The sequence below is a fragment of the Roseibium sp. 10G30-5 genome (assembly GCF_055809635.1).
This window is the reverse complement of sequence record NZ_JBVVUH010000001.1, coordinates 51,559-74,121: the sequence shown is the minus strand read 5'-3', so window position 1 is coordinate 74,121 and position 22,563 is coordinate 51,559. Positions and strand designations below refer to the sequence as shown.

The following is a 22,563-nucleotide window of genomic DNA, read 5'->3' as shown; positions in this document are numbered from 1 at the left end:
CCGACCATTTGAAACCATTTATGGGGACAGCCCCTAGTTAGCGGTCATTTTCGCCAGCTCGCTTTCAGCCTTTCGTGCAGCGGTCTCAATAACGACTGCGACCTGCCTGGGATGAGATTCATACACCGAATGACTGGCCCCCTTGATGACCGTCATATGCGCCTTGGCGCGCTTGTAATAAAATCGCTCCAGATCCGGATTGATGATCTGATCCGCACTTGCAACGATTCCCCAAGTTGGCTTTGTTTTCCAGGCAGCAGCCTTCATCGGACTTGAGAAGCAGCCAACCGCCGTTTGAACCTGCGACTGCGCCATGAATTTCGCCTGTGCCGCAGACAGATCCGGGGCAAACAACTTAGGTAAAAGGGATGGCTTCAGGTGTGTGAAGCCATCTTTCACGACAATGGCCCCCTTTACCTTGCCGAGCACGCTGGGATATTTCTTGCCAAGGTCATGCTCATTCTCGCCAACATCCGGCGCATGCGCGGCGACATAGACCAGCCCCTTGACCTTGGGGTCCATCCCGGCCTCGGTGATCACCGACCCACCGTAACTATGTCCGACAAGCAACACAGGACCATCCTGCGCATCAATGACACGCCGGGTTGCGGCCACATCGTCTGCAAGCGACGTTTCGGGCTCCTGCACCAGCGCGACATGATACCCCTTTTTCGTCAACATATCGTAGACTGGTCGCCAGCCAGAGCCATCCACCCATGCGCCGTGCACGAGAACGACGTCATGCAAGACAGGGGCTGTTTTGGCAGCAAATGCCGGTGCGATACTCAGACCGGATACACCAGTTGCAAGCACCGCAAGGCTGGCCATCATTTTAAACGACTTCATCACAATGTCTCCTGCCCCGAAAAACCACATTGAACCGGCCCGAGGCCATCAGGCTCTAAAGTGAAGTTCGTGCCCGGCGCAAAAACGCAACAGCATTACAAAAACGTAATTTTCTTCATGGCCGCAGAAAAGTCTCAGCCGCGATGTAACAAATCCGCGTCAGGCGCGAAGGACTATAGGCATGGAAGACAAGGAAACATACTGGGCGAATGCCATGCGGGCCGAAAGGTGCGGCGATGCGGCAGCGTATTCGCACTTACTGGAGGACATCGCACTGAGCGCCCGCCGGATCATACGCGCCCGTATGTCTGGCGCCGAAGACGAGGTGGAGGACATCTTGCAGGAGGTGCTGATCGGTATTCACAAGATGCGCGGTCGCTGGGATGAAACCCGTCCGATTCTGCCGTGGATTCACGCTATTTTACGCTACAAGATCAACGATGCATTGCGCCGCCGATACCGTGACCGATTGCACCGTCGCGACTTGAGCTTCGAGGAATGGCAAACCCTTGTCGACGACGGAGTACAGGATCCATTACAGGCGTCAGTAGATGTAGAAGAGAGACTGACACAGCTTCCACCTGCGCAGCAGACAATTGTCAGGTTTCTTGCAATCGAAGGGTTGAGCATTCAGCAGGTCGCGGGCCGAACCAACAAGAGCGAAGGCACCGTACGTGTCACGCTTCATCGCGCTCTGAAACGCCTGCAGGCCCTTGCAAACAACGATGTGTCCCCACGCACCTTGGCCACGACGGACTAAAAGCCCACATGGAACAGCAGACAAACACACAAGAGCTGATTGCAACTCTCGCTGCCGATGCCGGATCCGATGTGCCCTCGTCTCTGGCGAGACCGCACCGTTTCGACCTTTGGCTTGTGGTCGCCATCGTGCTCGGTTTCCTGATCGCTGCAACATTGGGCCGATCTCTGCTAACGGCCCCCCGAGGTCTTCTTGCAACTCTCGTTCACCCCGCGTTCGACTACAAGTTTTTCGCAATGAGCCTGCTTGCCATCGGGGGCTTTGCAGCCGTACGCCAAATCAGTCGTCCGGGCCTCTCAAGACGACAGTGGCTGTGGCTTATTCCCGGGATCACTGTACTGCTCCTGGGAGCACTGCTCGACCCGACCGGCTTCCCCGTTTTTGGTCTGGATGCCATTGCCGTGCCCTCTTGCACCCTTGCGATCATCTTATTATCGCTCTTGCCGCTTGCACTCATGCTGACAGTCATCTCGCGGGGAGTGGTCACACGACCGGTCTGCGGGGGTATCGCGGCTGGCTTACTGGCGGGGACCATAGGCGCCGCTGCCTATGCCCTGGTCTGTCGCAACGACGGGGCAATGTTCGTGGCGCTCTGGTACAGTGCGGCTATTCTTGTCTCCACCGCCTTGGGGGCGGTCTGCGGGGCACGGCTGCTAAAATGGTAACCGATAGCTGGCCCGACCACCCGCACGACATAACAGCCTGCCGCTATCCCCCGGACAAAAGCGCTGACACGGACTCCCCGTGTGCATGAGGTGCCGCTTCCAGATGGACGCCGCCTGATCGCCGGCATGCTCCCAAAACGCTGACAACAGTTCCTCATGTTCAATCATCGCTTCGCTCCAACGCTCCCGGCTGACAATCGCCATATACCTGCCACGCGTTGCCCGCACGAGCAACTTTCCATGCATCTCGATCAAAACATCATTGCCCGTCAATTTGACAATCCGGTCGTGAATACGGCTGTTCAGATCGAAGTAAGGTTCCTTGTCTTGCGTTTCATAGAATTGGCGCATCCGTGCCGTCATTTGCGTCAGCTCATCCAAATCAGACTGAGAAATACTCACCGCAACAAGCTCGGCGGCCAGACTTTCCAGACTGGCAATCACCTGAAACAGATCAGAGGCTTCTTCCTGCGTATAGGCCAGAACCCGCGCACCACGACTTGGCAGCAATTCAACCAGCCGCTCTTCGGCCAGGATCTTGAGGGCCTCTCGCATAGGTGTCTGTGAAACACCAAACTCGGCCGCCAACTCGCTGACCGGCACCTTCGCGCCAAGGCACCAGATCGCCTTTGATGATCATCTCGCGCAAATGCTCGGCCACCGGATCATAAAGTGACCGACGATTGATTGCCATGGACTGCCTGCTCCAGACCTCGTGTGCACGTCGCTCATAGTGACCCTTTAACCCTCCTGTCAGCAGCCTTCACGCCTGCGATTTCAGCACTTCAGCAAGCGCTACGCCGGTCAGGCGAGCATGTTCCAGCATACGTTCTCCAGCATCCCGCACGTTCCCAGACTGGATCGCGTCGTTCAAGGCTGTGTGTTCACGCATCGACGCCGCCCACCGCTCTTCGGACAAGAGTGTAAACTGGCGATCATGACGCGCCTTTTTTGTCAGACTGTCATGCAAGGCAACAAGTTCATGGCTGCCACAGCCACTCACAAGAATGGCATGGATTCTCTGATTGGCTTTGAAATAGCTTTTCCGATCTTGATTCTCAAAAGCCAGAACCATCTTGTCATGCTGCCGCTGAACCTCTACGCGCAAACTTTCTTTCATCACCGCAACGGTCATCTCCGTTGCGTGGCGCTCCAGCGCGGCAATCACCTCAAACAGATCAATCACTTCGGCGGGGCTGAACCGGCGGACGCGCGCGCCACGCCCAGCAGCAGTTCCAGCACACCTTCCGAGGCCAGCATCTTGATGGCTTCGCGCAAAGGAGTGCGCGACACCTTGAGTGTCTCCGCAATCTCCACCTCATTGAGACGCTCACCCGGATCAATATCGCCGTTAAGCACCATTTCGCGAAGGCGATCCACGACCTGCTCATGCAGCGTCATCCGACGGAAAGGACGACGGGCCTGCCGCTTTGATGCGGCTTCTGGTTTTTCAGCAATTCCGTCCACTATCTCTCACCCGACCACAATGCTTCTTTTCCAGAACGCGGCTTGCGCCTCACAATCAGTGCCCTGCGCTTCAAACCACCTGTGCCACCACTATGCAATCGGGGCGACGAGGTGAGCAGAGAATCATCTGATTACGCTTCTGCATAATACGCATACTCTGCCCGATTCAAAAGCATTCGATCAACGATTAGGCATACTCAATTTTTGATATTTAATGCAATAAAATGTAAAACACAATAAATTCAATAACTTAATATATTGGCACAATCATTGCGTAGGCGTGATTAGAATTTTTTAGCAGGCATGTCGTGACAAGGAGATATAGAATGTACCCGAAACCACTCAATCTGCAATCAAGCAGGCGCAAGACGCGTCTTGCGGCGACCGCCACCGCCTCACTTCTGCTGTTAGTGACAGGTCTTGCCCCTGCCATGGCAAAAACCCCCAAATCAGTGCTGGTCGAAGTCGGAGAACATGGGCCCAACTCGCTGGATCCGATGGCACCTGCCGCCAACGAATACAGTCAGATGGTTGCCTTGGCAGATCTATGACCGGCTAGTCACCTATGGCACCAAGACCCTGCCCGATGGCAAAGTCACCTATGACCATACCAAGATCGAACCGGAACTGGCTCAAAGCTGGAAGGTCTCCGACGATGGCAAAACCCTGATCTTTCATCTGCGCAAGGACGCAACCTTCCACGATGGCAGCCCGGTGACGGCCGCCGACGTCAAATGGTCTTTCGACCGAGCGGTCAAGGCAGGCGGCTTTCCGACCACGCAGATGGCGGCAGGCTCCCTCACCAATCCGGATCAGTTCTCTGTCGTCGACAAATACACCTTCAAGATCACCCTTCCCAAGGCCGACAAATTGGCCTTGCCGGACCTTGCGGTCCAGGTTCCGAACGTGATGAACAAGACCCTCGCCCTCTCACATGCCACAGCCGACGATCCGTGGGCGCTGAAATGGACGCGCACGCATGACGCTGGCGGGGGCCCTTTCAAGATCGCAAGCTGGAAGACCGGCACCCAGATCGTTTTTGCCCGGTTCGATGACTGGAAATCGGGGCCCTTGCCGAAGATGAAAAAAGTGGTCTACCGCGAGATCGCCTCCGCCGGGACACGACGTGCGTTGCTGGAAAAGGGCGATGTCGACATCTCCATCGGCCTGCCGCCCAAGGACTATGCCGAGCTCGCAGCCGCAGGCAAAGTCAACGTTATCGGCACGCTGATGCAAAATGAAACGTTTCAGGTTGACCTGAACGTTCACACGAAACCTTTCACCGACAAGAGAGTGCGTCAGGCAATCGCCTATGCCCTGCCCTATGACACAATCATGAAGCAGGCGCTCTATGAGCGCGCCAAACCGCTTTATGGCGGAGATCCCAAGACAGAGTTTGCACCGAAATGGCCAGTTGCCTCGCACTACAATACGGATCTCGACAAGGCCAGGGCTCTGCTCAAGGAGGCAGGCCTCAGCGGCGGGTTCAAGACGGATCTCTACTACGACATGAGCTACAGGCAACGGTGCAACAACCCATGGCCTTGCTTATTCAGGAACAACTCAAGAAGCTCAACATTGATGTAACGCTTCACAAGGTTCCTAGCTCCGAGTGGTTCGCCAAGATGGGCGCGAAATCCATGCCCATGGACATCAATTATTTCTATGGCTGGCTCGATTATCCGGAATATTTTTACTTCTGGACTTACGACGGCAAGAACAACAGCGTCTTCAACACCTCCGGTTATGACAACCCGGAACTGGACAAGATGATTGGCCAAGCTCGGGTTCGAGACCGACAAGACGAAATATGACGCTCTCATCTCGAAGATGAACAAGATTGCCATGACCGATGTCCCGCGCATCCCAGTGGCCAACCTGTTCTCTGATGTGGCGATGCAGAAAGACGTCAAAGGGTATGTCTACTGGTTCCACACCCATGTCGACTACCGTTCCATCAGCAAGGACTGATGCACCTCTGCCGCCGCTGGTCAGGGCCCAGAGCCTGACTGGCGGCGGTCAGTTTTCCATTCATGTGATCCGCTGCTCCCGAAGCCTTCAAGACAGGAAACAGGGATGAAGACCCTTCTCATCATCGGACGGCGACTGCTCTCCGCACTGCCGAGCATTATCGGCGTCGTGATCGTCACCTTCCTGCTTGCCCGCGCTCTGCCCGGAGACCCGGCGGTCTATTATGCCGGCAGTTCGGCAACACAGGCGAGCATCGCCGACATGCGCACGCGGCTTGGCCTCGACAAGCCCCTGCCCCTGCAGTTCATCGATTATGTCGAAAACATTGCCACAGGCGACCTCGGAACCTCCCTGTCCAGCGGTCAACCCGTTCTCAGCGATCTGGCGACACGTTTGCCAGCCTCCCTTGAGCTGACGGCCGCCGCCCTGATCTTCGCGCTGGTGATCGGATTGCCGCTCGGCCTGCTGGCCGCCGTCCGGCAAGGCTCTTTTATCGATCACGCCTGCCGGGTCATCGTCACGATCGGCGCGGCCTTCCCGACCTTCTTTGTCGCTCTCGCCCTGGTCTTCATCTTCTATTTCAAGCTGGGCTGGGCTCCACAACCACTTGGCCGGCTCGATGACATCTATTTCAATGTACCGCCCACAGTCACCGGCTTCTATCTGATTGATACTCTTCTGGCGGGAGATCTGGAGGCATTCCAAGCGGCCTTCGCCCAACTCGTGTTGCCCGCCATTTCGCTGGGCTTGTTCGCACTTGCGCCGATCGCGCGCATCACACGCGCCTCAATGCTGGCGGCCCTTTCCAGCGACTTTTGCCGCACAGCGCGCGCCATGGGGTTGTCGAACACTCGGATCCTCACCCGCTATGCCCTGCGCAATGCCATGCTGCCAATCGTCAATATCTTCGGCATGGTTTTTTCCTTTCTGCTGGGTGCAAACGTCCTGGTCGAGCAGGTCTTTGCCTGGCCAGGCATTGGCGCTTACGCGGTGCACGCGGTGATCTCGTCCGACTACGCCGCCGTTCAGGGGTTCGTCCTCGTGATGGCCATTCTCTACGTGTTGCTCAATCTTATCGTCGACCTCATTGCGACGACCATCGATCCGAGGCTCCGCTATGACCATTGAGACCGCTGCCCCAACGTCCCGCTGGCATCGCCGACTGATGACCCTCAACCATGCGCTGGCGGAAAACCGTGTAACCCGTTTCGCCGGCATTCTACTGTTGCTGTTCGTCATTGCCGGGTTCATCGGCCCTTATGTTGCTCCCTACGATCCACTGATGACGAATGTCGGGCCAAGCCTTTCGCCGCCCTCCCTCGCGCATCTTTTTGGAACGGACGCTCTCGGCCGCGACGTTTTCAGCCGGGTTCTGATCGCAACCGGTCTGGACCTCGGCATGGCCGCCGGAGCCGTTATCTGTGCCTTTGTCATCGGCACGGCACTTGGCGCTTTGGCCGGAATGCTCGGCGGGATCGTTGATCTGCTCATTGAACGTCTCATGGACACCATCATGGCCTTTCCGCTTTTCGTGCTGGCAATGGGCATTGTCGCAGCGCTTGGCAACAACGTCACCAATATCATTCTGGCAACCGCCATCATTAACCTGCCGTTCTATGCCAGATTTGCCCGGGCAGAAGTCAATGTGCGCCGTGAACTTGCCTTCGTCGAAGCAGCCCGGACAGGTGGCAACGGACGATGGCGCACCCTGTTCGTCCATATTGTTCCCAACATCCTGCCCGCCATGATGGTTCAGGCTTCGCTCAATCTGGGTTGGGCAATTCTAAACGCCGCAGGGCTGTCCTTCATCGGCCTGGGTGTTCGCCCTCCCACGCCGGAATGGGGAATCATGGTCTCAGAAGGCGCCAGCTACATTTTTTCCGGAGAATGGTGGACCTTCGTGTTCCCCGGCGCAGCTCTGGTTCTGGCTGTCTTCTGCTTCAACCTGATTGGAGATGGTCTGCGCGACCTCGTTGACCCGAAAGGACGCACATGAAACCGCCTCTTCTTTCTGTCGATGATCTGACACTCGATTTCAAAACCCGGCATGGCCGGGTCAAAGCCCTTGAAAACATTTCTCTATCTCTCGACAAAGGCGAGATTCTTGGCATCGTTGGGGAAAGCGGATCCGGAAAATCGGTTCTCTCTTATGCCATCATGGGCCTTCTCGATAGCGCGGCCGACATTCGTTCCGGGGGCTTGCAATATGGCGGCATCGACCTGCTTGGCCAAGGCATCAAGGCCCTGCGCGGGCGCGAGATTTCGATGATCTTCCAAAGCCCGCGCACTGCCTTGAACCCGATCAAGAAAGTCGGCCATCAGATTGAAGATGTGCTGGTGCGACATGGCCCAGTGCCTCGCCAGCACGCCAGGTGCACGGGCCATCGAAGCGTTGGATCGTGTGCGCATCCCCGATCCTGAACGGCGTTATCACGCTTATCCGTTCGAGCTATCAGGGGGCATGTGTCAACGGGTCATGATCGCCATGGCTCTCGCCTGCTCCCCCGGTCTGTTGATTGCTGATGAGCCGACGACCGGGCTGGACGTCACCACCCAGGCCATCGTCATGGATTTGATCCGGGCACTGGTGAAGGATACCCGCATGGGCGCTCTGCTGGTGACACATGATCTCGCGTTGGCTGGCGAATATTGTGACCGCGTCATGGTCATGCATGCGGGCCACGTTGTGGAGACCGCGCCGACCGGCTCGTTGCTGTCAAACCTTCGTCATCCCTATACCAAGCGTCTGTTTGCGGCGACGCCACAGGCCGCCGACAGTCTGGACGATCTGGCCGCCATTCCTGGGAACCTGCCTGATCTGCGCAGTAACCTTGCCCCTTGTCGGTTCAAGGATCGCTGTCCTCGCTTCCAACCAGACTGTGACCTGGGAGCTCTGCCGCTTGTCCGGATCGCTCAGGATCACACAGTTCGCTGCCACCATCCGGAGGAACCCGATGCTGCTTGATGTTCAATCGATCTCAAAGCTCTACCCGGTGCGCGGCAGCAGTCGCAAGAGCCGCCTGCACGCCGTCGATGATGTCAGTCTATCCATCAAGGAAGGAGAAAGCGTCGGGCTGGTTGGCGAATCCGGATGCGGCAAGTCTACGCTGGCACGCCTTGTTGCTCGTCTCATAGAACCAAGCCAAGGCAGACTGCTGTTCCGTGACACTGACATTTCCGCGATCCCTGAACCTCGGTTTGTTCGCACGAAGGACCGTGCAGCCATTCAGATCGTCTTTCAGGATCCAAATGAAAGCCTCAACCCTTCCTTCACCGCGCTTTCCGCCGTCATGGACCCGCTGCGCAGGCTCGTCCCGGACACGGCGGCGCGAGACGCAGAAACGCTGGCACTGCAGGCGCTGGATGATGTCGGACTGCCTCGCGGCCTTGCCCAACGCTATCCGCACCAGCTCTCAGGGGGACAAAAGGCGCGTGTGGGCATAGCCCGCGCCATCATCGTCAGACCAAAGCTGCTGATCCTGGATGAACCGACCTCGGCACTCGATGTTTCGGTGCAATCCGTCATTCTAAAACTGCTGGGCGACCTGAAACAGAAACTCGGGATGAGCTATCTTTTCGTTTCGCATGATCAGAATGTGGTGCGGCTTGTCTGTGATCGGATCGTCGTGATGTACCTTGGCAGGATCGTGGAAAGTGGTCCTGCTGACGAGGTCTTCCGCAATCCACAACATCCCTACACCAAAGCACTGATTGCCGCCATTCCGAACCCCGCACAACGGGGCCAGACAATAGAGCGATTGCAGGGCACAGCCTCCAGCCCCATCGACCCCAACCCGAACGTGTGTCGGTTTGCTGGTCGCTGCCCTGTCGAAGTCGCCCGTTGCACGCGCCAAATGCCCCGACTGCTGGCGGTCGGCGAGGATCATCTGGCGGCATGCCACCTCACTCAACCGTCAGGAACATCGTCATGACCCGCCTTCTGCTTCTCAATCCGAACACATCCGCCGATGTGACCGAGCGAATGGCCTCCGTGGCTCGGGCGACCGCCGGACCACAAACGGATATTGTGCCTTACACCGTCACGCGTGGCGTGCCCTATATCGCCACCCGCGCCGAAGCGGTCATTGCTGGCGCCATCGCTCTTGAATCACTCGCCGAATTGAACGGAACCTATGATGCCGCCATCATCGCCGCTTTCGGCGATCCGGGTCTTGGCGGCGCACGTGAATTGCTCGACGTGCCCGTCATAGGCCTTGCAGAAGCATCCATGCTGACGGCTTGCATGCTCGGACAGCGGTTCTCGATCGTCTCCTTTTCCACCACACTGGGGCCGTGGTACCGCGACTGTGTCGCCATGCACGGGCTCACCGAACGCTTTGCCAGCCTCCGGCTGCTGGACGGCAGCTTCCGGTCCATCTCCACCGTGCCCGAGGAAAAGGCTGACCACCTTGTCGATCAAGCCTGCAAAGCGGTCACCGAAGATGGAGCTGATGTAATCATTCTGGCCGGAGCTCCCTTGGCCGGACTTGCCGGACAGGTCAAGACGTGCATTCCCGTGCCCGTGATTGAATGCACCGCCGCCGCTGTCGCACAAGCGGAAGTGCTGTGCCACCTCTCTGTCGATCCCGCCAGGGCAGGATCATTCAGCCGCAGACCAAAACCCTCTGCCGGACTGACAGAACCTCTTTCCGCCATGCTTGAGGGCCTCTCCCCAACGCCTGTATCCAGCGCAGCCGTGCCACTCATGAGGACATGACTTCCATGAAGATCGAAGATTACGCCGCTCTCTCCGCCACCGAGATTTCACATCAGGTCCACTCCGGCAAAACCACTGCGAGCGAAATTGTAGAAGCCGCCTTGGCGGCGGCCGAGAAGATGGAACCGCAGATTCACGCATTTGCAACGCTGGCACCAGATTCGGCACGGGCAGAAGCCGCCGCCGTAGACCAAAAGATTGCAGCGGGAGAAGACCCGGGCCCATTGGCTGGAGTTCCCGTCGCCATCAAGGATCTGGTGATGACGAAGGGCTTGCGCACCACATTTGGCTCGGTGCTTTACGCAGACTACGTGCCCGATGAGGACGATATTGTCGTTGCGCGATTACGGGCCGCCGGAGCCATCATTCTCGGCAAATCCAATGCCTCCGAATTCGGTTTCGGCGCACATGGATGCAATCAGTTGTTTCCCGTCACCCGCAATCCATGGGATCTGACATGCACTCCGGGCGGTTCCAGCGCCGGCTCCGGCGCAGCGCTGGCCGCCGGTGTGGTGCCCCTCGCCATTGGCAGCGATGGGGGAGGGTCAATCCGTATTCCGGCAGCTTTCTGCGGTTTGGTTGGCATCAAGGCGTCCATGGGCCGCATTCCAGTATGGCCAAGCTGCCGGGATGTAACTCTTCCCGGCGTCTCCGGCTGGGAATCCGTCGAGCATATTGGCCCGATGGCTCGGTCCGTCGCGGATATGGCGTTGATGCTGTCCGTGCTCGCCGGCCCTGACCCACGCGACCGCTGGTCCCTTCCCGGTGGCGATGTCGATTATAATGCCTCGGCCGCACAGCCATTGCCCGCGCACCTGCGGGTCGCCTATTGGCCGACATGGGGCGACCAGCCGATAGACCCGAAGCTCCGTGCCATCGTAGATGCGGCTGTTACCACCTTCGCTAAGACGCATAATATCGAGCTGACGATTGGTGCACCTCCCGAAATCGACCTCGGACAGGCATTCCAAACCATTGTGGCGCTTGAAACCGACTTGACCGGACTGCGCAAAATGGCTGTGGGCCGAGAAGACGGCCTGAGCCCGGCTCTGCAAGGTGTTCTGGCCACCGACCTTCCCTTCGAGGCGGCGACCGACGCCATCACCACCCGAAAGGCTTTTGCCAATGCCATTGCTCAGATCATGGCCGAAACCGACTTCATTCTGACGCCGACATTGCCGCTGATACCCTTCCCGGCGGACAAGACCGGCCCCGAGAGCATTGCAGGCGTTCCCGTCGGGCCGAATGGCTGGTGCCCCTTCACCTCCCCCTTCAACCTGACCGGTCAGCCCGCGGCCAGTGTGCCGTGTGGCTATGTCGATGACCGCTATCCGGTAGGCCTGCAAATTATCGGGCCCCACCTGAGCGACGGCAAGGTTCTCACATTGGCAGCGGCTTTCGAGCGGTTCTTCCACTCACGCACCAGATCGGCACCTGTTCATGTCTGAAGATCAAATTCCGTCGACGTCGCGCGGGTTGAGAAAGCATGTCCGTCTCGGCATGCTCACCCCTTCATCGAACACCATCCTGGAGCCGGTTACCACGGCAATGCTCGCGCATCTGAAAGATGTGAGTGCACATTTCGCGCGCTTTCGCGTCACCGCCATCGGCCTGGATACGATGGCACTCGACCAATTCGATGATCGCCCCATGATGGCGGCGGCCGAGCTTCTGGCCGATGCCAAAGTCGATTGCATCACCTATGGAATGGCACCAGCGCCGGCTGGCTTGGTCTTGAATCTGATCAACGGCTTTGCGAACGGATCACGGCCGTCACCGGCATTACCGCCTCCACCTCGGTGCTGTCGCTATTTGATGTTTTAAGAGTCCGCAATGAAAAAACCCTCGGTCTCGTGACGCCCTATACAACCGATGTGCAACAGGCCATCATCACGGGCTTTTCCCGCGAAGGGATCGAAATCATTGCAGAAAATCATTTCGGAATTCGCGATAACTACAGTTTTGGCACGGTTCCGCCTGCACGAATTGCAGCGGCAATCGAAACAGTTGGGAACAGACGGCCAGATGCAATCTCTGTGCTGTGTACCAATCTGATCGGTGCGCCAGTCGCTGCCCAACTGGAGCGCCAGCTTGGCATTCCCATCCACGACAGCATCGCGACTGCGCTCTTCGGTGCACTAACCGCGACAGGCATTCCAACAGGTGGTTTGAGCACATACGGCCAGATGTTCACCACGAGCGCTGCCTGAACAGGAAGGATAGCAGAGATGCAAGACTATGATCTGGTCATTACCGGTGGCACGGTCGTCACGGGCACTGACACCACCCGCTGCGACATTGGCATCACGGGCGAGCGAATTGCTGCGCTTGGCGAGCACCTGAGCGGTGCCGTCACTTTGGATGCAAGCGGCCTGCTCGTTTTGCTGCAGGCGGCGTCGATAGCCATTGCCATATCGAACAATTGGAGCCCGACGGATCCATTCACGAAGAAACGTTTCAAAGCGCCGCCACCTCGGCCTATGCAGGGGGCACGACAACGGTCATCCCTTTCGCTCCCCAGTTCAAGGGCCAGCCGATTGCCGCCCATCTGAGTGACTATCGCAACCGTGCCGCACGCTCTCCCATCGACTATGGACTTCACCAAATCATCACCGATCCGACAGGAGATGTGCTGGAAGGTGAGTTGCCACCAATCATTGATGATGGCTGCGGCAGTCTGAAAGTCTTTCTGACCTACGACCCGCTTCACATTGATGACAGACAGTTTCTGGCCGTGCTCGTTGCGGCTAGGAAACGAGGTGTTCTGGTCTGCGTTCACTGCGAGAATTACGAAGCCATCCGCTGGCGTTCCGAAACCTTGCTTACCAATGGACGCACCGACCCGGCGGCCCATGCCTTGTCACGACCAAAAGTCGTGGAGCGCGAAGCCACCTGTCGGGCCATTGCCCTGGCTGAAATGATCGACCAGCCAATCCATATCTTTCATGTTTCGTGTGCCGAGGTTGCCGATGAAATCGCTCGCGCTCAGGCACGTGGCGTCAAAGTGACCGCGGAAACATGCCCCCAATACCTGTGCTTGACTGCTGCGGACATGGATCGTCCCAAGGGAGAAGGCGCCAAATTCATGTGCAGCCCGAGCCCTCGCGATGTCGCTGACCATGCAGGATTATGGGATGCAATCCGGAACGGCACGCTGGATGTGATCTCGTCCGATCACTGCGGCTTCAGCTTCAACGGGGAGACTGGCAAGTGGATGAATGGCCGCGATGCGGATTTCACCCGAATTCCAAACGGCATTCCGGGACTGGCCGCGCGGCTACCGCTGGTCTTCAGTCTCGGAGTTTCCGACAAGCAGATCGATCTCAACACGTTCGTAAGACTGTGTGCCACGACCCCCGCCAAACGCTTCGGCCTCTATCCGCAAAAAGGCACGATCGCACCGGGCAGCGATGCCGACCTCGTCCTCTGGGACCCGAAACGTAAAGTCACCCTGACAAATGCGCTGATGCAACACGCCATCGACTACACCCCCTATGAGGGATTTCACGTCACTGGCTGGCCCGTCAAGACCCTGGCCCGTGGCAAAACCGTAATGGATGAAGGCAAAGTCACCGCAACCGCCGGTCGTGGCAGATTTCTCCCCACATCTCACTCGATCTGAGACAAATCAACAGGCAAAACAACTTGAAGTTGTTCCGGTATATAGGTATTTTTGTCAGGTCAATGAAATCTTGAAATGAAAAACAGTGATGACTTCGACAAGAAAATACATCTTGCCCGGACCGGATGTGGTCTGTGAAGAGTTCGACGGTGAATTTGTTGTCCTGGACCTTGAAACCGGCTGCTACTTCAGCCTCAACAAGAGTGCCAGTGTGATCTGGACACTTCTCGTGGCCGGCGTCGCCCCTGCTGCAATCGAAGCCGCAGCGGGCAGGACGGTCGGCCCGCTGCTCAGCACGTTGACCAAGCATAAGCTACTTGTTGCCTCCACATTGCCCGGGGACGCCCTGCTTGATGCCGCAGCGCTTGAGACGCTCTCCCTCGCGACAGACGCGCCGACGGTTGATGTCTTTGATGATTTGTCCGACCTGATCCGCGCTGATCCGGTGCACGATGTGGAAGAGCAAGCTGGATGGCCGTTGCAAAAAGAAGCGGTACGATCCTGACCTCTCCCCGCAAGGTCGGCCGCGCCGATCTGGCAAGCTTTGCAAAAGACGCGCTGGCATTTGCACGATGTTTGCCTGAGGATCAGCTGACTCACCGATCTTTCCGTCTCCATGGTCTGAACCTTGATATTGCATGCGCCGACCCGGCCTACGCACAGGCTTGCGCTCGCATCTATGCCCTGAATGAGACAACTGACAGTCCACAACGCACAGTCAAGCTGACCGTTCTGGATGCGCAGCTAATCCCGGAAATGCCGCGCTGTGTATGGTCAGATAGCGTGATCGGTGGCGGGCCTGTGCGCGATGCTCTGGAGCAGGAAAACCTTCTTGGAGTTCATGATCCCGAACTGGACCTCTGGCAATTTTATGATCCGGAAACGGGCGAAGGGGTGCAGTTGATGCCCAGAACAGACACTCCTCCGCCGTGGGAGGCATCGATCCCGCTTCGTCTTTTCGTTCATTGGGCCATGCATGGCATTGGCCGCCCGTTGGTGCATGCCGGCACGCTTGGCCATGGAGGGAACCTGTGCTTTTCTCGCCGGTCCAGGCGGATCCGGAAAATCCGGCACGACACTTTCCGGCATCCTGAATGGATTGGACAGCGTCGGAGACGACTATGTGCTCGCCGAAGTCACATCAACCCATGTCACCGCGCGTCCCATCGTGAAAATCATGAAACAAGACCCCCGAGGCTTGCAGCGACTTGGACTGAATCCAGCACACCGCATTTTCCAGGGCCCAACTGGCAAGGCAAGTATGAATTCGAGTTCGAGCAAATGTTATCGTCTCCCCCAGTCTCCTCGCTGAAAGGGCGCGCAATCCTTTTGCCAAAAGTCAGCGGTGACCAACGCACCACGGCAGTTTCAGGCTCTTCCAAGGACGCCATGCTGGCACTGGCACCGAGCAGTTTTGCGCAACTCTTCGGCACGTGGAGAGCCGATTTGAGCTTCATGGCAAAGTTTTGTCGCCGTATGCCCACATGGCACCTTGATCTCGGCAAGGATCCAAAAGAAGTCGCGGATTTCATCCGCAACATCCTGATCAAGGGTCGGCCATGAAGCTGTCTGTCATCATGCCCGCCTATAACTGCGAGCAGACCATTTCATCGGCGTTGAATTCGCTTCTCCGGCAGCGCGACGCCGCCCATCTTGAAATTCTTGTCGCCGATGACGGCTCGACAGACAAAACCGCCGCGATGGCGCGTCACCTGGCAGACAGCGCGCCCGAAATCCACTTTATCAGCAGGCCACATTTCGGCATCTCGGCCAGCCGAAATGCCTGTCTGCGTGCCCTCGCCGCAGATACCGATTTCGTCGCCTTTCTCGATGCAGATGATCTGTCTCCGGCCGGGCGCTTCCAACGTGATCTGGCGAAATTCTCGGCGCAACCCAACCTCGAGATGATTTACTGCGCCACCCGCTTCTTTGAAACGGAAGACAGCAACACATTGGCCCCCTCACCAAGAGGACGCATTCTGGATGGGCGCCCGATCCAGCTCGGCGCAGGCCTCTATCGGGCCGACCTCATTCGGGCGGTTGGCCTTTTCGATGAAGCGCTTCTCCAGGCAGAAGATACAGATTACCTGCTGCGAATGTTTGAACAGAATATCATCTATGCCTTTGATGACGACATCGCCGTCTACTATCGCCGCAATCACGGCAGCATCACCGATGATCTTGACCAAGGCTCGCAGGGAGATGACACGTGCCATGCTGCGTGCGGCCAATCGCCGTAGAAAAACGGGCGCAGCGCCCTTGCCGAAAGGCTTTTTAACCGACACGCACACTGCCGAACTGGACCGTTGGAAACATGCAGCCCTACGCAGTAATCATCCCGGCGTTTAATGCAGCCCTCTGGATCCGCGAGACAATCGCATCGGTCCGGGCACAAACCGTGCCTCCGGCCGAGATCATTGTCATTGATGACGGTTCCACAGACGGGACCAGCGACAGCGTGCAAACCCTTGGCGTCGACATTCATCTTGTCAGACAAACAAACAAGGGCGTCGGGTCAGCGACCTCAGCCGGTTTCATGACAGCACGCGCGCCTGTGATTGCCACACTGGATTCTGATGATCTCTGGCTGCCGCACAAGATGGAAACACAACTTGCCTGCCTCGCAGCAAACTCTGCGTTCGCCGGTGTCTTCTCGCACATTCAAAACTTCCGGGATGGCTCGCCCGTCTCCTCCCAGACACTCAAAAGTCCTGTAGAAGGCTGGTTGAGATCTACAATGGTGGTGCGCCGGAAGATCTTTGAGACAACTGGCCCAATCATCGACCCTCCTGGAGGGACCGGCGATTTGGTCGACTGGCTTGCGCGGGTCCGTGAAGGGCAAAACCGTCTGTTCATGTGTGACGAAACGCTTGTGCTACGAAGGATCAGACCGGGAAGTCTGAGCTACAAACAGACACATGACCGCGATGCCGGCTACCTCTTCGCCGCACGACAGGCGATACTGCGCAGACGTGAGCGCAAAACATGATCATGTCACGCAACCTCAAGGCCCTCTCAGCCGGCCAAAAGCATCCGATTTCCGGCACCACAAAGCGGCGTTTTCCTTCGGCGGCATGGGACTCAGCCACGTAACGAGCGAGAACTGTTGATCATCGCCGCCGCCTGCCCTGATGAGGACCATGCGGTACAGGGCCCTTCGGGAATGGCTTGAGAACACCGATTTTGACGCGGCGACCTTTGCTGACCAACGACTGCTTGTCCGCGCGGCCAATCGTTTTCCGGCATCGCTGCTCGACATTCCGGAGCGTCCCCGAATTGACGGCATAGTCCGCATGCTCTGGAGCAAATCACGTGTCGCACTCAAAACTGCGGAGCCGGTTTTGCAGGCGCTGTCAAACGCAGGCATTGACATGCTTGTCATCAAGGGAGCTGCGTTTTCCGCGCTCGATATGGCAAGCCTCAAAGGCCGCATTGCTCACGACGTTGACCTCGTCATCAAGGCGGACGACTACCTGCGGGTTCTCGACGTGCTCGACACGGCCGGGTGGCGTGCTGACTATGGCGCATCGACACTTTACCTTCGATCCTTGGAAACGCGCTTTCACGGGATCAACTTCGTCAAAGCTCCAAACGGCAATCTCGACATTCACGCCCGTGTTCACCGAACAGTGGCACGAACGCATCCGGTCGAGCAGGACATCTGGCGACGGGCACAGCCGGTCACCTTCCTCGGGGCAAAGGTTCACGTGCCCTGTGCAACCGATCTGTTTACCACCGCCCTCGCACATGGCGCCGTAGACGCCCAGCACCACGCTGACTGGATCGCGGACTGCGCCAAAATGATCAGCACCCAAACTGTCGACTGGCCGCTCTTTCTTCAACGTGCACAAGCTCTCAACATTTTGCCGCATGCTCATATCGCGCTGCGCTATATGTCAGTCGGTCTTGGCGTTCCGGTGCCCCCTGATGTGCTGCAGTGGTTACACGAGGAGGGTACCGCTGACCGTCTCGCCTATCTTGAGGCATTGTTCCTGTTCCATTCGCGCGACGAACACTCCCTTTGGAGCGCCACCGGTCGCAGGTTTTTCAAGGAACGTCATGCCCGTCGGATCCGCTCCGCCAATGTCGCAGAGCTTGGAGGACGTTCAAAACGGACACGCACAATGAAGCGGGTCCGAATTGCCAAGGGCGAAATGAGCGAAGGAACATTCGCGCTCCGCCAAAAAGTTTCCGCCTTGCCCGATCAACGCCAGCTCAAACTCATTGTCGACTTTGGCAAGGCAACCATCGCGCGAAGACATTTCCTTGAGATCAACACATCCGATCGCCACTTGATGCGGCTTAAATTCAGGGATCTTTCTGGCAAGGGTCGGACGGTAGCCAAAGCCGAGATCCTGATCCCCGATGATGTCGATCCGGACGATCTTTGGGTCGAGTCGCGGGCCGCCGGAGCCCTGCCCGTACGACCGTCGCCCGAGCAACTGCTTGCACTTGATGCAGTGCCGATCCGGATCGCGATCCACTAGGCGCTTCCAAGCAGCAGAGACGCCTGACACTCTCCATGAGAAAAGTCGGTTTCCGCGTGAGTTGGAAACCGATGAGAAAAACAGGTAAAAAGCACTTTTGAAGGACCAAACTGCGTCTTTCACGCAGTAATTTGTGCGCGGAGGGCTGGAGTTTGTTCGCGCAATTGACAAGTGTCTGCCGGAATGTCTTTTGTAGGCAGAACCAGCAACGAAGAGTTTCACATGCCCCAGTCCGACACAGTTACCATTTTGAAAATACTCGAGACCGATTTCAACAGGATCGTCGAGGAATGGATGGGCTCCCAGATCGAGGAAGGCGTCAAGCGGTCCGATCTGTTTTCCGACTCCGAAAACCGGGCCCAGAACGTTGAGCTTCTCAGGAGCTTTTCCAAGGGCATTCGCGCCGGTGTCGTGAACTCCGAGTTTGATCTGACGGCAAGTGCCTGGGAAGATCTGCGCGCCAGCCTGAGCGACATCACCAAGGAGCGCGTCAAGCGCGGGGTCACGCCAACCGAAATGGCGACCTTCATTCTGGCGCTGAAAGCGCCAATGTTCGAGCGACTGAAGAAAGATCTGGCGCAGTCGCCCGAAGCCCTGATCAACGAAGTTCTGATGATCTCGCGCCTTGTCGACGCTTTCGGTATCTACACCAATGAGGTCTTCATTGGTGAGCGCGAGCAGATTATAGAGCGCCAGCGCGTCGAAATGATGGAACTCTCCACACCGGTCGTGGAACTGTGGGATCGCGTCCTCACACTGCCGCTGATCGGCACGCTGGACAGCGCCCGCGCGCAAGAAGTCATGGAAAACCTGCTTGAAACCATCATGCAGCGCCAAGCCCGCGTCGTCATCGTTGACATCACCGGCGTCGGCACCGTGGACACACAGGTCGCCCAGCATCTGTTGCGCACCGCCGCTGCCGTCCGTCTGATGGGCGCAGAATGCATCATTTCCGGCATCAGCCCAATGATTGCCCAGACCATGGTTCAGCTCGGCATCGACGTTGGCACGGTTTCTACCCGCTCCAGCATCCGCAGCGCGCTTGACGACGCGCTGAAAAAGATGGGCTACGAGATTTCCAAGATCAAGGACAACTAAGGTGTCAGGTATCGCCTCCATTCATCTGGTTGAGAACGCTCTTCTCGTTTCCATTCAGGACGACGTCAACGACACCGAGATCGCTGGAACTTCAGGACACACTCTCCACGCGCATTGCCGAAGAGAATGCTCAAGGTGTCGTCGTCGACATCAGTGCACTGGAAATCGTTGACACTTTTGTTGGCCGGGTCATCGCCCAACTGGCCGGGATCTCCAAACTGCTTGACGCCAAGACATATGTCGTTGGCATGCGCCCGGCAGTGGCCATGACGTTGGTGGAGCTTGGCATGTATCTGCCTGAAGCCCAGACCGCGCTGAACCTTTCGCACGCCCTGTCGCAGTTGCGGCGTGACTGACGATTTCAATCCGGAACGACTGACGCGTCTCGCGCGTTTCCCTTTGCAAGCTAACCGAGATGTGGTTAGAGCGCGTCAGGCGGTGGCGCGCGAGCTGAGGGAACGCGGGATTACGAACATTCGGATCACCCGGTTTGCCACAGCCGTCAGCGAAATCGCCCGAAACGTCATCGTCCATGGGGGCGGTGGCGAGATTTCCATTTTTCTCGACACTGCCAGTGGTTATCTGGTCACCGTGTCTCAGGATCAAGGCCAGGGCATTGAAGACATTCAACGTGCTCTGGTTGACGGATACACGACAGCCGGTGGGCTGGGCCGCGGTCTGGGCGGTGCCCGGCAGCCTGGCTGACCAATTCGATATCACCACAGCCGTCGGCGAGGGAACACGTGTCAGGATGGGTATCAAGTTATGAAACGATGGATCGAGGTCGACGACCGGAGCGCGATTGCCGCAGTGCGCCGTCTGTCGCGGCGTCATGCGTCGGTCCCAGGGCTTCCTGACGCCCGCATCGATGAGATCGCAATCGTCGTCACAGAGGCGACCACAAACATCCTGCGCTATGCAAAAACCGGGCGCGTGCTAATTGAAGCCGTTCGCACCCCTGGCATTGAAAAACTGGTTTTTGTCTTTACCGACAAAGGTCCCGGCATTTCCAACATGGACCAGATGATGCAGGACGGGGCAAGCACCTCGGGCTCTGCCGGTCTGGGACTGGGGGCCATCCGTCAGCCTGTGCCGATACGTTCGACATCTACTCCTCCGCAGATGATGGAACGACAATCGTTTGCACCTTCGAGGCGAAAAATACGCTCAAATCGCAATCACAACTGGAGATTGACGGTCTGCGTGTATGTCACCCGACCGAGACCACGTGTGGAGATGCATGGATGCTGCGGCATGTGCAGCCCTATGTTGACGTGTTGCTTTGCGATGGACTCGGGCATGGCCCAAAGGCCGCCGAGGCCGCTGACGAAGTGATAGATCTGGCGCTGCACGGTTGTGCGGCCCCATCCGAAACGATTGCAGAACTGTCGGAGAAGCTGGTCGGCCACCGTGGCGCGGTCGCTGCCATGGTCCGGCTGGATATGGAAGACCGCTGCCTGTCCTATTCCGGTATCGGCAACATCACCACGCTCTGCATCGGCAAAGATGGGATCAAGCGCTTTCCGGTGCGTGATGGCAGGCTGGGCGGCCCGCCAGCGAGAGGTTTCGAGGAAACCCGCGTGCTTGAAGAAGGAGATGTGATCATCCTGCACAGCGACGGCCTTGTCACCCTGCGTGAGGGCGACCTTTCCCCGGCTCTCATCAATCGCAGCCCGCTGCTGATTGCAGCCTTTTTGCTTGACCGAATGTTTCGTGGCCGGGATGACGCAAGTATTGTCGTCGCCCGAGTAAGAGGCGCTTGAAGCAATGAAAACGGCAGGATTGACAACCGTTCGGTTGGAAGAGAGCTCGGACATCATGCGCCTTCGGGACGTGACATCCGCACTCACCAAGGTGCTGCGTTTTGGCACCTTTGAGAAAACCCGCACCGTTACCGCCGTGGTGGAACTTGGTCGCAATGCAATCGAGCATGCCGAGCGCGGGCGCGCTCGCTTCTCCCTGACTGAAGTGCACGGACGCCCGGCTCTCGGCGTGACCGTTATCGATCAGGGGCGCGGCATTTCCACGGATCAGCTCAAGGGCGGCACCACCTCGCCCTCAGGCACTGGTCTCGGGCTTGGTCTGCGTGGCGTCCAGCGGATCGCGGAGCGCTTTCTGATTGAAACCGGCGACGACGGCACGAAAATCGAGACAGCCTTTCTGGCCGCTGAACAGCTTCTCACCACGGACACACTGATCGCGGATGCAACCAACGCCATTGCCGGGCTGAATGCCACAGACCCCGCAGCAGCCTTGAGCGAGCAAAACCGCGAACTGATGGACAGCATCGCTGACCGCGATTTGCTGATGAAGGAACTCCACCACCGCACTGGCAACAACCTGTCCCTCATCGTCGCGCTGATCCGCATGAGCAAGAAAGAAGCCCAGATCGACGAAACCCGTCAGGTGCTTTCTGAATTGGAGAATCGGGTCGCATCACTGACAAAGGCGCATGAGTTGATGCAGCGGGCCTCCAGCGCCGGAACCGTGTGCGCCAGTGAACTCTTGCAGGAAGTCGCCAAAAACGCCGAGCGCGCTTTCAACACTCAAAACCGGCAGGTGCAGATCACGGTGCGCTGTGACGTTCCCAACCTGGACGGTCGGTTGGGTGTGGACCTGGGCCTGATTGTCGGTGAACTGATCACCAATGCCTACAAGCACGCTTTCGTTGGTCACCCCGACGGAACAATTCTGGTGGAGCTGACAGCCTGGCGAAAACGGTGATCTCATGCTGATTGTGTCCGATGATGGCGTGGGTCTGCCAGAAGGTGTTGAGCGCCCCGAACGCTCCAACTCCCTCGGTTGGCGGTTGATCCGCACCCTGACCTTCAATCACAACGGGGTGCTGACGGTCGAAAGCAAGAATGGTCTCTGCGTCTGCATTCGTCTGTCACCACAGATTTGAAAACCGACTGGTGGCGCAAGATCAC

Annotated in this window: 29 protein-coding genes and 2 pseudogenes; 27 read left to right on the top strand and 4 right to left on the bottom strand. The window is 57.7% G+C overall.

The window, feature by feature from the left end; all coding sequences use genetic code 11:
• Positions 1-33: 33 nt before the first annotated feature.
• Positions 34-846: an alpha/beta fold hydrolase gene (locus AC0L7U_RS19260; RefSeq protein ID WP_473696086.1), complete on the bottom strand. Its 813-nt coding sequence runs from the start codon at positions 844-846 to the stop codon at positions 34-36.
• Positions 847-1,027: 181 nt separating this feature from the next.
• On the opposite strand from AC0L7U_RS19260, the gene AC0L7U_RS19255 reads away from it, so the two are divergent.
• Together AC0L7U_RS19255 and AC0L7U_RS19250 are read left to right on the top strand one after the other, a co-directional pair.
• Positions 1,028-1,606 (top strand): sigma-70 family RNA polymerase sigma factor, encoded by a 579-nt coding sequence (locus AC0L7U_RS19255; RefSeq protein WP_473696085.1) that lies wholly within the window; start codon positions 1,028-1,030, stop codon positions 1,604-1,606.
• Positions 1,607-1,614: 8 nt separating this feature from the next.
• Complete coding sequence (locus tag AC0L7U_RS19250) at positions 1,615-2,271, top strand: NrsF family protein (RefSeq protein WP_473696083.1); 657 nt, start codon at positions 1,615-1,617, stop codon at positions 2,269-2,271.
• Here AC0L7U_RS19250 and AC0L7U_RS19245 read toward each other — a convergent pair.
• The 3 genes from AC0L7U_RS19245 to AC0L7U_RS19235 all read right to left on the bottom strand — a co-directional run bounded on the left by AC0L7U_RS19245 (position 2,260) and on the right by AC0L7U_RS19235 (position 3,738).
• The gene (locus AC0L7U_RS19245; RefSeq protein ID WP_473696081.1) at positions 2,260-2,874 is read right to left on the bottom strand and encodes a GntR family transcriptional regulator; all 615 of its coding nucleotides are present in this window, start codon (positions 2,872-2,874) and stop codon (positions 2,260-2,262) included. The two genes, AC0L7U_RS19250 and AC0L7U_RS19245, sit on opposite strands and share 12 nt — an antisense overlap.
• 160 nt (positions 2,875-3,034) lie before the next feature.
• Positions 3,035-3,457: a GntR family transcriptional regulator gene (locus AC0L7U_RS19240; RefSeq protein WP_473696079.1), complete on the bottom strand. Its 423-nt coding sequence runs from the start codon at positions 3,455-3,457 to the stop codon at positions 3,035-3,037.
• Positions 3,454-3,738, bottom strand: a complete 285-nt coding sequence (locus AC0L7U_RS19235) for a GntR family transcriptional regulator (RefSeq protein ID WP_473696077.1) — start codon at positions 3,736-3,738, stop codon at positions 3,454-3,456. Before AC0L7U_RS19235 ends, AC0L7U_RS19240 begins: the two co-directional genes overlap by 4 nt.
• A 326-nt stretch (positions 3,739-4,064) precedes the next feature.
• Between AC0L7U_RS19235 and AC0L7U_RS19230 the strand changes: the two genes are divergently transcribed.
• The 25 genes and pseudogenes from AC0L7U_RS19230 (at position 4,065) to AC0L7U_RS19110 (ending at position 22,538) form a co-directional block, all read left to right on the top strand.
• Positions 4,065-4,289 (top strand): hypothetical protein, encoded by a 225-nt coding sequence (locus AC0L7U_RS19230; RefSeq protein WP_473696075.1) that lies wholly within the window; start codon positions 4,065-4,067, stop codon positions 4,287-4,289.
• The gene (locus AC0L7U_RS19225) at positions 4,270-5,325 is read left to right on the top strand and encodes an ABC transporter substrate-binding protein (RefSeq protein ID WP_473696073.1); all 1,056 of its coding nucleotides are present in this window, start codon (positions 4,270-4,272) and stop codon (positions 5,323-5,325) included. The genes AC0L7U_RS19230 and AC0L7U_RS19225 overlap by 20 nt, the downstream gene beginning before the upstream one ends.
• Positions 5,277-5,552, top strand: a complete 276-nt coding sequence (locus AC0L7U_RS19220) for a hypothetical protein (protein ID WP_473696071.1) — start codon at positions 5,277-5,279, stop codon at positions 5,550-5,552. Before AC0L7U_RS19225 ends, AC0L7U_RS19220 begins: the two co-directional genes overlap by 49 nt.
• Positions 5,512-5,709, top strand: coding sequence for a hypothetical protein (locus AC0L7U_RS19215; protein ID WP_473696069.1), 198 nt, complete (start codon positions 5,512-5,514; stop codon positions 5,707-5,709). The genes AC0L7U_RS19220 and AC0L7U_RS19215 overlap by 41 nt, the downstream gene beginning before the upstream one ends.
• 105 nt (positions 5,710-5,814) lie before the next feature.
• Positions 5,815-6,837, top strand: coding sequence for an ABC transporter permease (locus AC0L7U_RS19210; RefSeq protein ID WP_473696067.1), 1,023 nt, complete (start codon positions 5,815-5,817; stop codon positions 6,835-6,837).
• Entirely contained in the window at positions 6,827-7,705 is an 879-nt protein-coding gene (locus tag AC0L7U_RS19205) for an ABC transporter permease (RefSeq protein ID WP_473696065.1), read from the top strand. Before AC0L7U_RS19210 ends, AC0L7U_RS19205 begins: the two co-directional genes overlap by 11 nt.
• Complete coding sequence (locus tag AC0L7U_RS19200; RefSeq protein ID WP_473696063.1) at positions 7,702-8,130, top strand: ATP-binding cassette domain-containing protein; 429 nt, start codon at positions 7,702-7,704, stop codon at positions 8,128-8,130. Before AC0L7U_RS19205 ends, AC0L7U_RS19200 begins: the two co-directional genes overlap by 4 nt.
• Entirely contained in the window at positions 8,054-8,674 is a 621-nt protein-coding gene (locus AC0L7U_RS19195; protein WP_473696061.1) for an oligopeptide/dipeptide ABC transporter ATP-binding protein, read from the top strand. Before AC0L7U_RS19200 ends, AC0L7U_RS19195 begins: the two co-directional genes overlap by 77 nt.
• On the top strand, positions 8,664-9,641 hold the full coding sequence (locus tag AC0L7U_RS19190; protein ID WP_473696059.1) for an oligopeptide/dipeptide ABC transporter ATP-binding protein: 978 nt from the start codon (positions 8,664-8,666) through the stop codon (positions 9,639-9,641). The genes AC0L7U_RS19195 and AC0L7U_RS19190 overlap by 11 nt, the downstream gene beginning before the upstream one ends.
• Positions 9,638-10,426: an aspartate/glutamate racemase family protein gene (locus tag AC0L7U_RS19185; protein ID WP_473696058.1), complete on the top strand. Its 789-nt coding sequence runs from the start codon at positions 9,638-9,640 to the stop codon at positions 10,424-10,426. The genes AC0L7U_RS19190 and AC0L7U_RS19185 overlap by 4 nt, the downstream gene beginning before the upstream one ends.
• A 5-nt stretch (positions 10,427-10,431) precedes the next feature.
• Positions 10,432-11,874, top strand: a complete 1,443-nt coding sequence (locus AC0L7U_RS19180) for an amidase (protein ID WP_473696056.1) — start codon at positions 10,432-10,434, stop codon at positions 11,872-11,874.
• Positions 11,867-12,636 (top strand): annotated as a pseudogene (locus AC0L7U_RS19175) (maleate cis-trans isomerase family protein). Before AC0L7U_RS19180 ends, AC0L7U_RS19175 begins: the two are co-directional and overlap by 8 nt.
• 212 nt (positions 12,637-12,848) lie before the next feature.
• Positions 12,849-14,048, top strand: coding sequence for a dihydropyrimidinase (hydA, locus tag AC0L7U_RS19170; protein WP_473696054.1), 1,200 nt, complete (start codon positions 12,849-12,851; stop codon positions 14,046-14,048).
• Between the two features lie 88 nt (positions 14,049-14,136).
• Positions 14,137-14,553 (top strand): PqqD family protein, encoded by a 417-nt coding sequence (locus AC0L7U_RS19165; protein WP_473696052.1) that lies wholly within the window; start codon positions 14,137-14,139, stop codon positions 14,551-14,553.
• The gene (locus AC0L7U_RS19160) at positions 14,520-15,611 is read left to right on the top strand and encodes a hypothetical protein (protein ID WP_473696050.1); all 1,092 of its coding nucleotides are present in this window, start codon (positions 14,520-14,522) and stop codon (positions 15,609-15,611) included. The genes AC0L7U_RS19165 and AC0L7U_RS19160 overlap by 34 nt, the downstream gene beginning before the upstream one ends.
• On the top strand, positions 15,608-16,288 hold the full coding sequence (locus AC0L7U_RS19155) for a glycosyltransferase family 2 protein (protein WP_473696048.1): 681 nt from the start codon (positions 15,608-15,610) through the stop codon (positions 16,286-16,288). Before AC0L7U_RS19160 ends, AC0L7U_RS19155 begins: the two co-directional genes overlap by 4 nt.
• 74 nt (positions 16,289-16,362) lie before the next feature.
• Positions 16,363-17,037 carry a glycosyltransferase family 2 protein gene (locus AC0L7U_RS19150; RefSeq protein ID WP_473696046.1) on the top strand — a complete coding sequence of 225 codons (675 nt, stop codon included), beginning with the start codon at positions 16,363-16,365 and terminating at the stop codon, positions 17,035-17,037.
• Between the two features lie 151 nt (positions 17,038-17,188).
• Positions 17,189-18,535 (top strand): nucleotidyltransferase family protein, encoded by a 1,347-nt coding sequence (locus AC0L7U_RS19145; protein WP_473696044.1) that lies wholly within the window; start codon positions 17,189-17,191, stop codon positions 18,533-18,535.
• Positions 18,536-18,757: 222 nt separating this feature from the next.
• Positions 18,758-19,633, top strand: a complete 876-nt coding sequence (locus tag AC0L7U_RS19140) for an STAS domain-containing protein (RefSeq protein WP_473696042.1) — start codon at positions 18,758-18,760, stop codon at positions 19,631-19,633.
• Position 19,634: 1 nt separating this feature from the next.
• Positions 19,635-19,989 (top strand): annotated as a pseudogene (locus AC0L7U_RS19135) (STAS domain-containing protein).
• Complete coding sequence (locus AC0L7U_RS19130; protein WP_473696040.1) at positions 19,982-20,338, top strand: ATP-binding protein; 357 nt, start codon at positions 19,982-19,984, stop codon at positions 20,336-20,338. The pseudogene AC0L7U_RS19135 and the gene AC0L7U_RS19130 overlap by 8 nt, the downstream one beginning before the upstream one ends.
• Positions 20,339-20,398: 60 nt before the next feature.
• The gene (locus AC0L7U_RS19125) at positions 20,399-20,968 is read left to right on the top strand and encodes an ATP-binding protein (protein WP_473696038.1); all 570 of its coding nucleotides are present in this window, start codon (positions 20,399-20,401) and stop codon (positions 20,966-20,968) included.
• The gene (locus tag AC0L7U_RS19120; protein WP_473696036.1) at positions 20,878-21,396 is read left to right on the top strand and encodes a SpoIIE family protein phosphatase; all 519 of its coding nucleotides are present in this window, start codon (positions 20,878-20,880) and stop codon (positions 21,394-21,396) included. Before AC0L7U_RS19125 ends, AC0L7U_RS19120 begins: the two co-directional genes overlap by 91 nt.
• A 4-nt stretch (positions 21,397-21,400) precedes the next feature.
• Entirely contained in the window at positions 21,401-22,357 is a 957-nt protein-coding gene (locus tag AC0L7U_RS19115) for a sensor histidine kinase (RefSeq protein ID WP_473696034.1), read from the top strand.
• Positions 22,358-22,361: 4 nt separating this feature from the next.
• A complete protein-coding gene (locus tag AC0L7U_RS19110) occupies positions 22,362-22,538 on the top strand; it encodes a hypothetical protein (RefSeq protein WP_473696032.1) in 177 nt (58 codons plus the stop codon).
• The last annotated feature ends 25 nt before the right edge of the window (positions 22,539-22,563 follow it).

Bases quoted from the DNA above. Each gene is read 5' to 3' on its own strand.
- AC0L7U_RS19125 (WP_473696038.1), top strand. From the start codon at position 20,399: ATGAAACGATGGATCGAGGTCGACGACCGGAGCGCGATTGCCGCAGTG.
- AC0L7U_RS19115 (WP_473696034.1), top strand. From the start codon at position 21,401: ATGAAAACGGCAGGATTGACAACCGTTCGGTTGGAAGAGAGCTCGGAC.
- AC0L7U_RS19185 (WP_473696058.1), top strand. From the start codon at position 9,638: ATGACCCGCCTTCTGCTTCTCAATCCGAACACATCCGCCGATGTGACC.
- AC0L7U_RS19160 (WP_473696050.1), top strand. From the start codon at position 14,520: ATGGCCGTTGCAAAAAGAAGCGGTACGATCCTGACCTCTCCCCGCAAG.
- AC0L7U_RS19230 (WP_473696075.1), top strand. From the start codon at position 4,065: ATGTACCCGAAACCACTCAATCTGCAATCAAGCAGGCGCAAGACGCGT.
- AC0L7U_RS19255 (WP_473696085.1), top strand. From the start codon at position 1,028: ATGGAAGACAAGGAAACATACTGGGCGAATGCCATGCGGGCCGAAAGG.
- AC0L7U_RS19195 (WP_473696061.1), top strand. From the start codon at position 8,054: ATGGCCCAGTGCCTCGCCAGCACGCCAGGTGCACGGGCCATCGAAGCG.
- AC0L7U_RS19120 (WP_473696036.1), top strand. From the start codon at position 20,878: ATGCTGCGGCATGTGCAGCCCTATGTTGACGTGTTGCTTTGCGATGGA.
- AC0L7U_RS19220 (WP_473696071.1), top strand. From the start codon at position 5,277: ATGGCCTTGCTTATTCAGGAACAACTCAAGAAGCTCAACATTGATGTA.
- AC0L7U_RS19205 (WP_473696065.1), top strand. From the start codon at position 6,827: ATGACCATTGAGACCGCTGCCCCAACGTCCCGCTGGCATCGCCGACTG.
- AC0L7U_RS19145 (WP_473696044.1), top strand. From the start codon at position 17,189: ATGCGGTACAGGGCCCTTCGGGAATGGCTTGAGAACACCGATTTTGAC.
- AC0L7U_RS19155 (WP_473696048.1), top strand. From the start codon at position 15,608: ATGAAGCTGTCTGTCATCATGCCCGCCTATAACTGCGAGCAGACCATT.
- AC0L7U_RS19200 (WP_473696063.1), top strand. From the start codon at position 7,702: ATGAAACCGCCTCTTCTTTCTGTCGATGATCTGACACTCGATTTCAAA.
- AC0L7U_RS19165 (WP_473696052.1), top strand. From the start codon at position 14,137: ATGACTTCGACAAGAAAATACATCTTGCCCGGACCGGATGTGGTCTGT.
- AC0L7U_RS19210 (WP_473696067.1), top strand. From the start codon at position 5,815: ATGAAGACCCTTCTCATCATCGGACGGCGACTGCTCTCCGCACTGCCG.
- AC0L7U_RS19250 (WP_473696083.1), top strand. From the start codon at position 1,615: ATGGAACAGCAGACAAACACACAAGAGCTGATTGCAACTCTCGCTGCC.
- AC0L7U_RS19140 (WP_473696042.1), top strand. From the start codon at position 18,758: ATGCCCCAGTCCGACACAGTTACCATTTTGAAAATACTCGAGACCGAT.
- AC0L7U_RS19110 (WP_473696032.1), top strand. From the start codon at position 22,362: ATGCTGATTGTGTCCGATGATGGCGTGGGTCTGCCAGAAGGTGTTGAG.
- AC0L7U_RS19190 (WP_473696059.1), top strand. From the start codon at position 8,664: ATGCTGCTTGATGTTCAATCGATCTCAAAGCTCTACCCGGTGCGCGGC.
- AC0L7U_RS19260 (WP_473696086.1), bottom strand. From the start codon at position 846: ATGAAGTCGTTTAAAATGATGGCCAGCCTTGCGGTGCTTGCAACTGGT.
- AC0L7U_RS19180 (WP_473696056.1), top strand. From the start codon at position 10,432: ATGAAGATCGAAGATTACGCCGCTCTCTCCGCCACCGAGATTTCACAT.
- AC0L7U_RS19150 (WP_473696046.1), top strand. From the start codon at position 16,363: ATGCAGCCCTACGCAGTAATCATCCCGGCGTTTAATGCAGCCCTCTGG.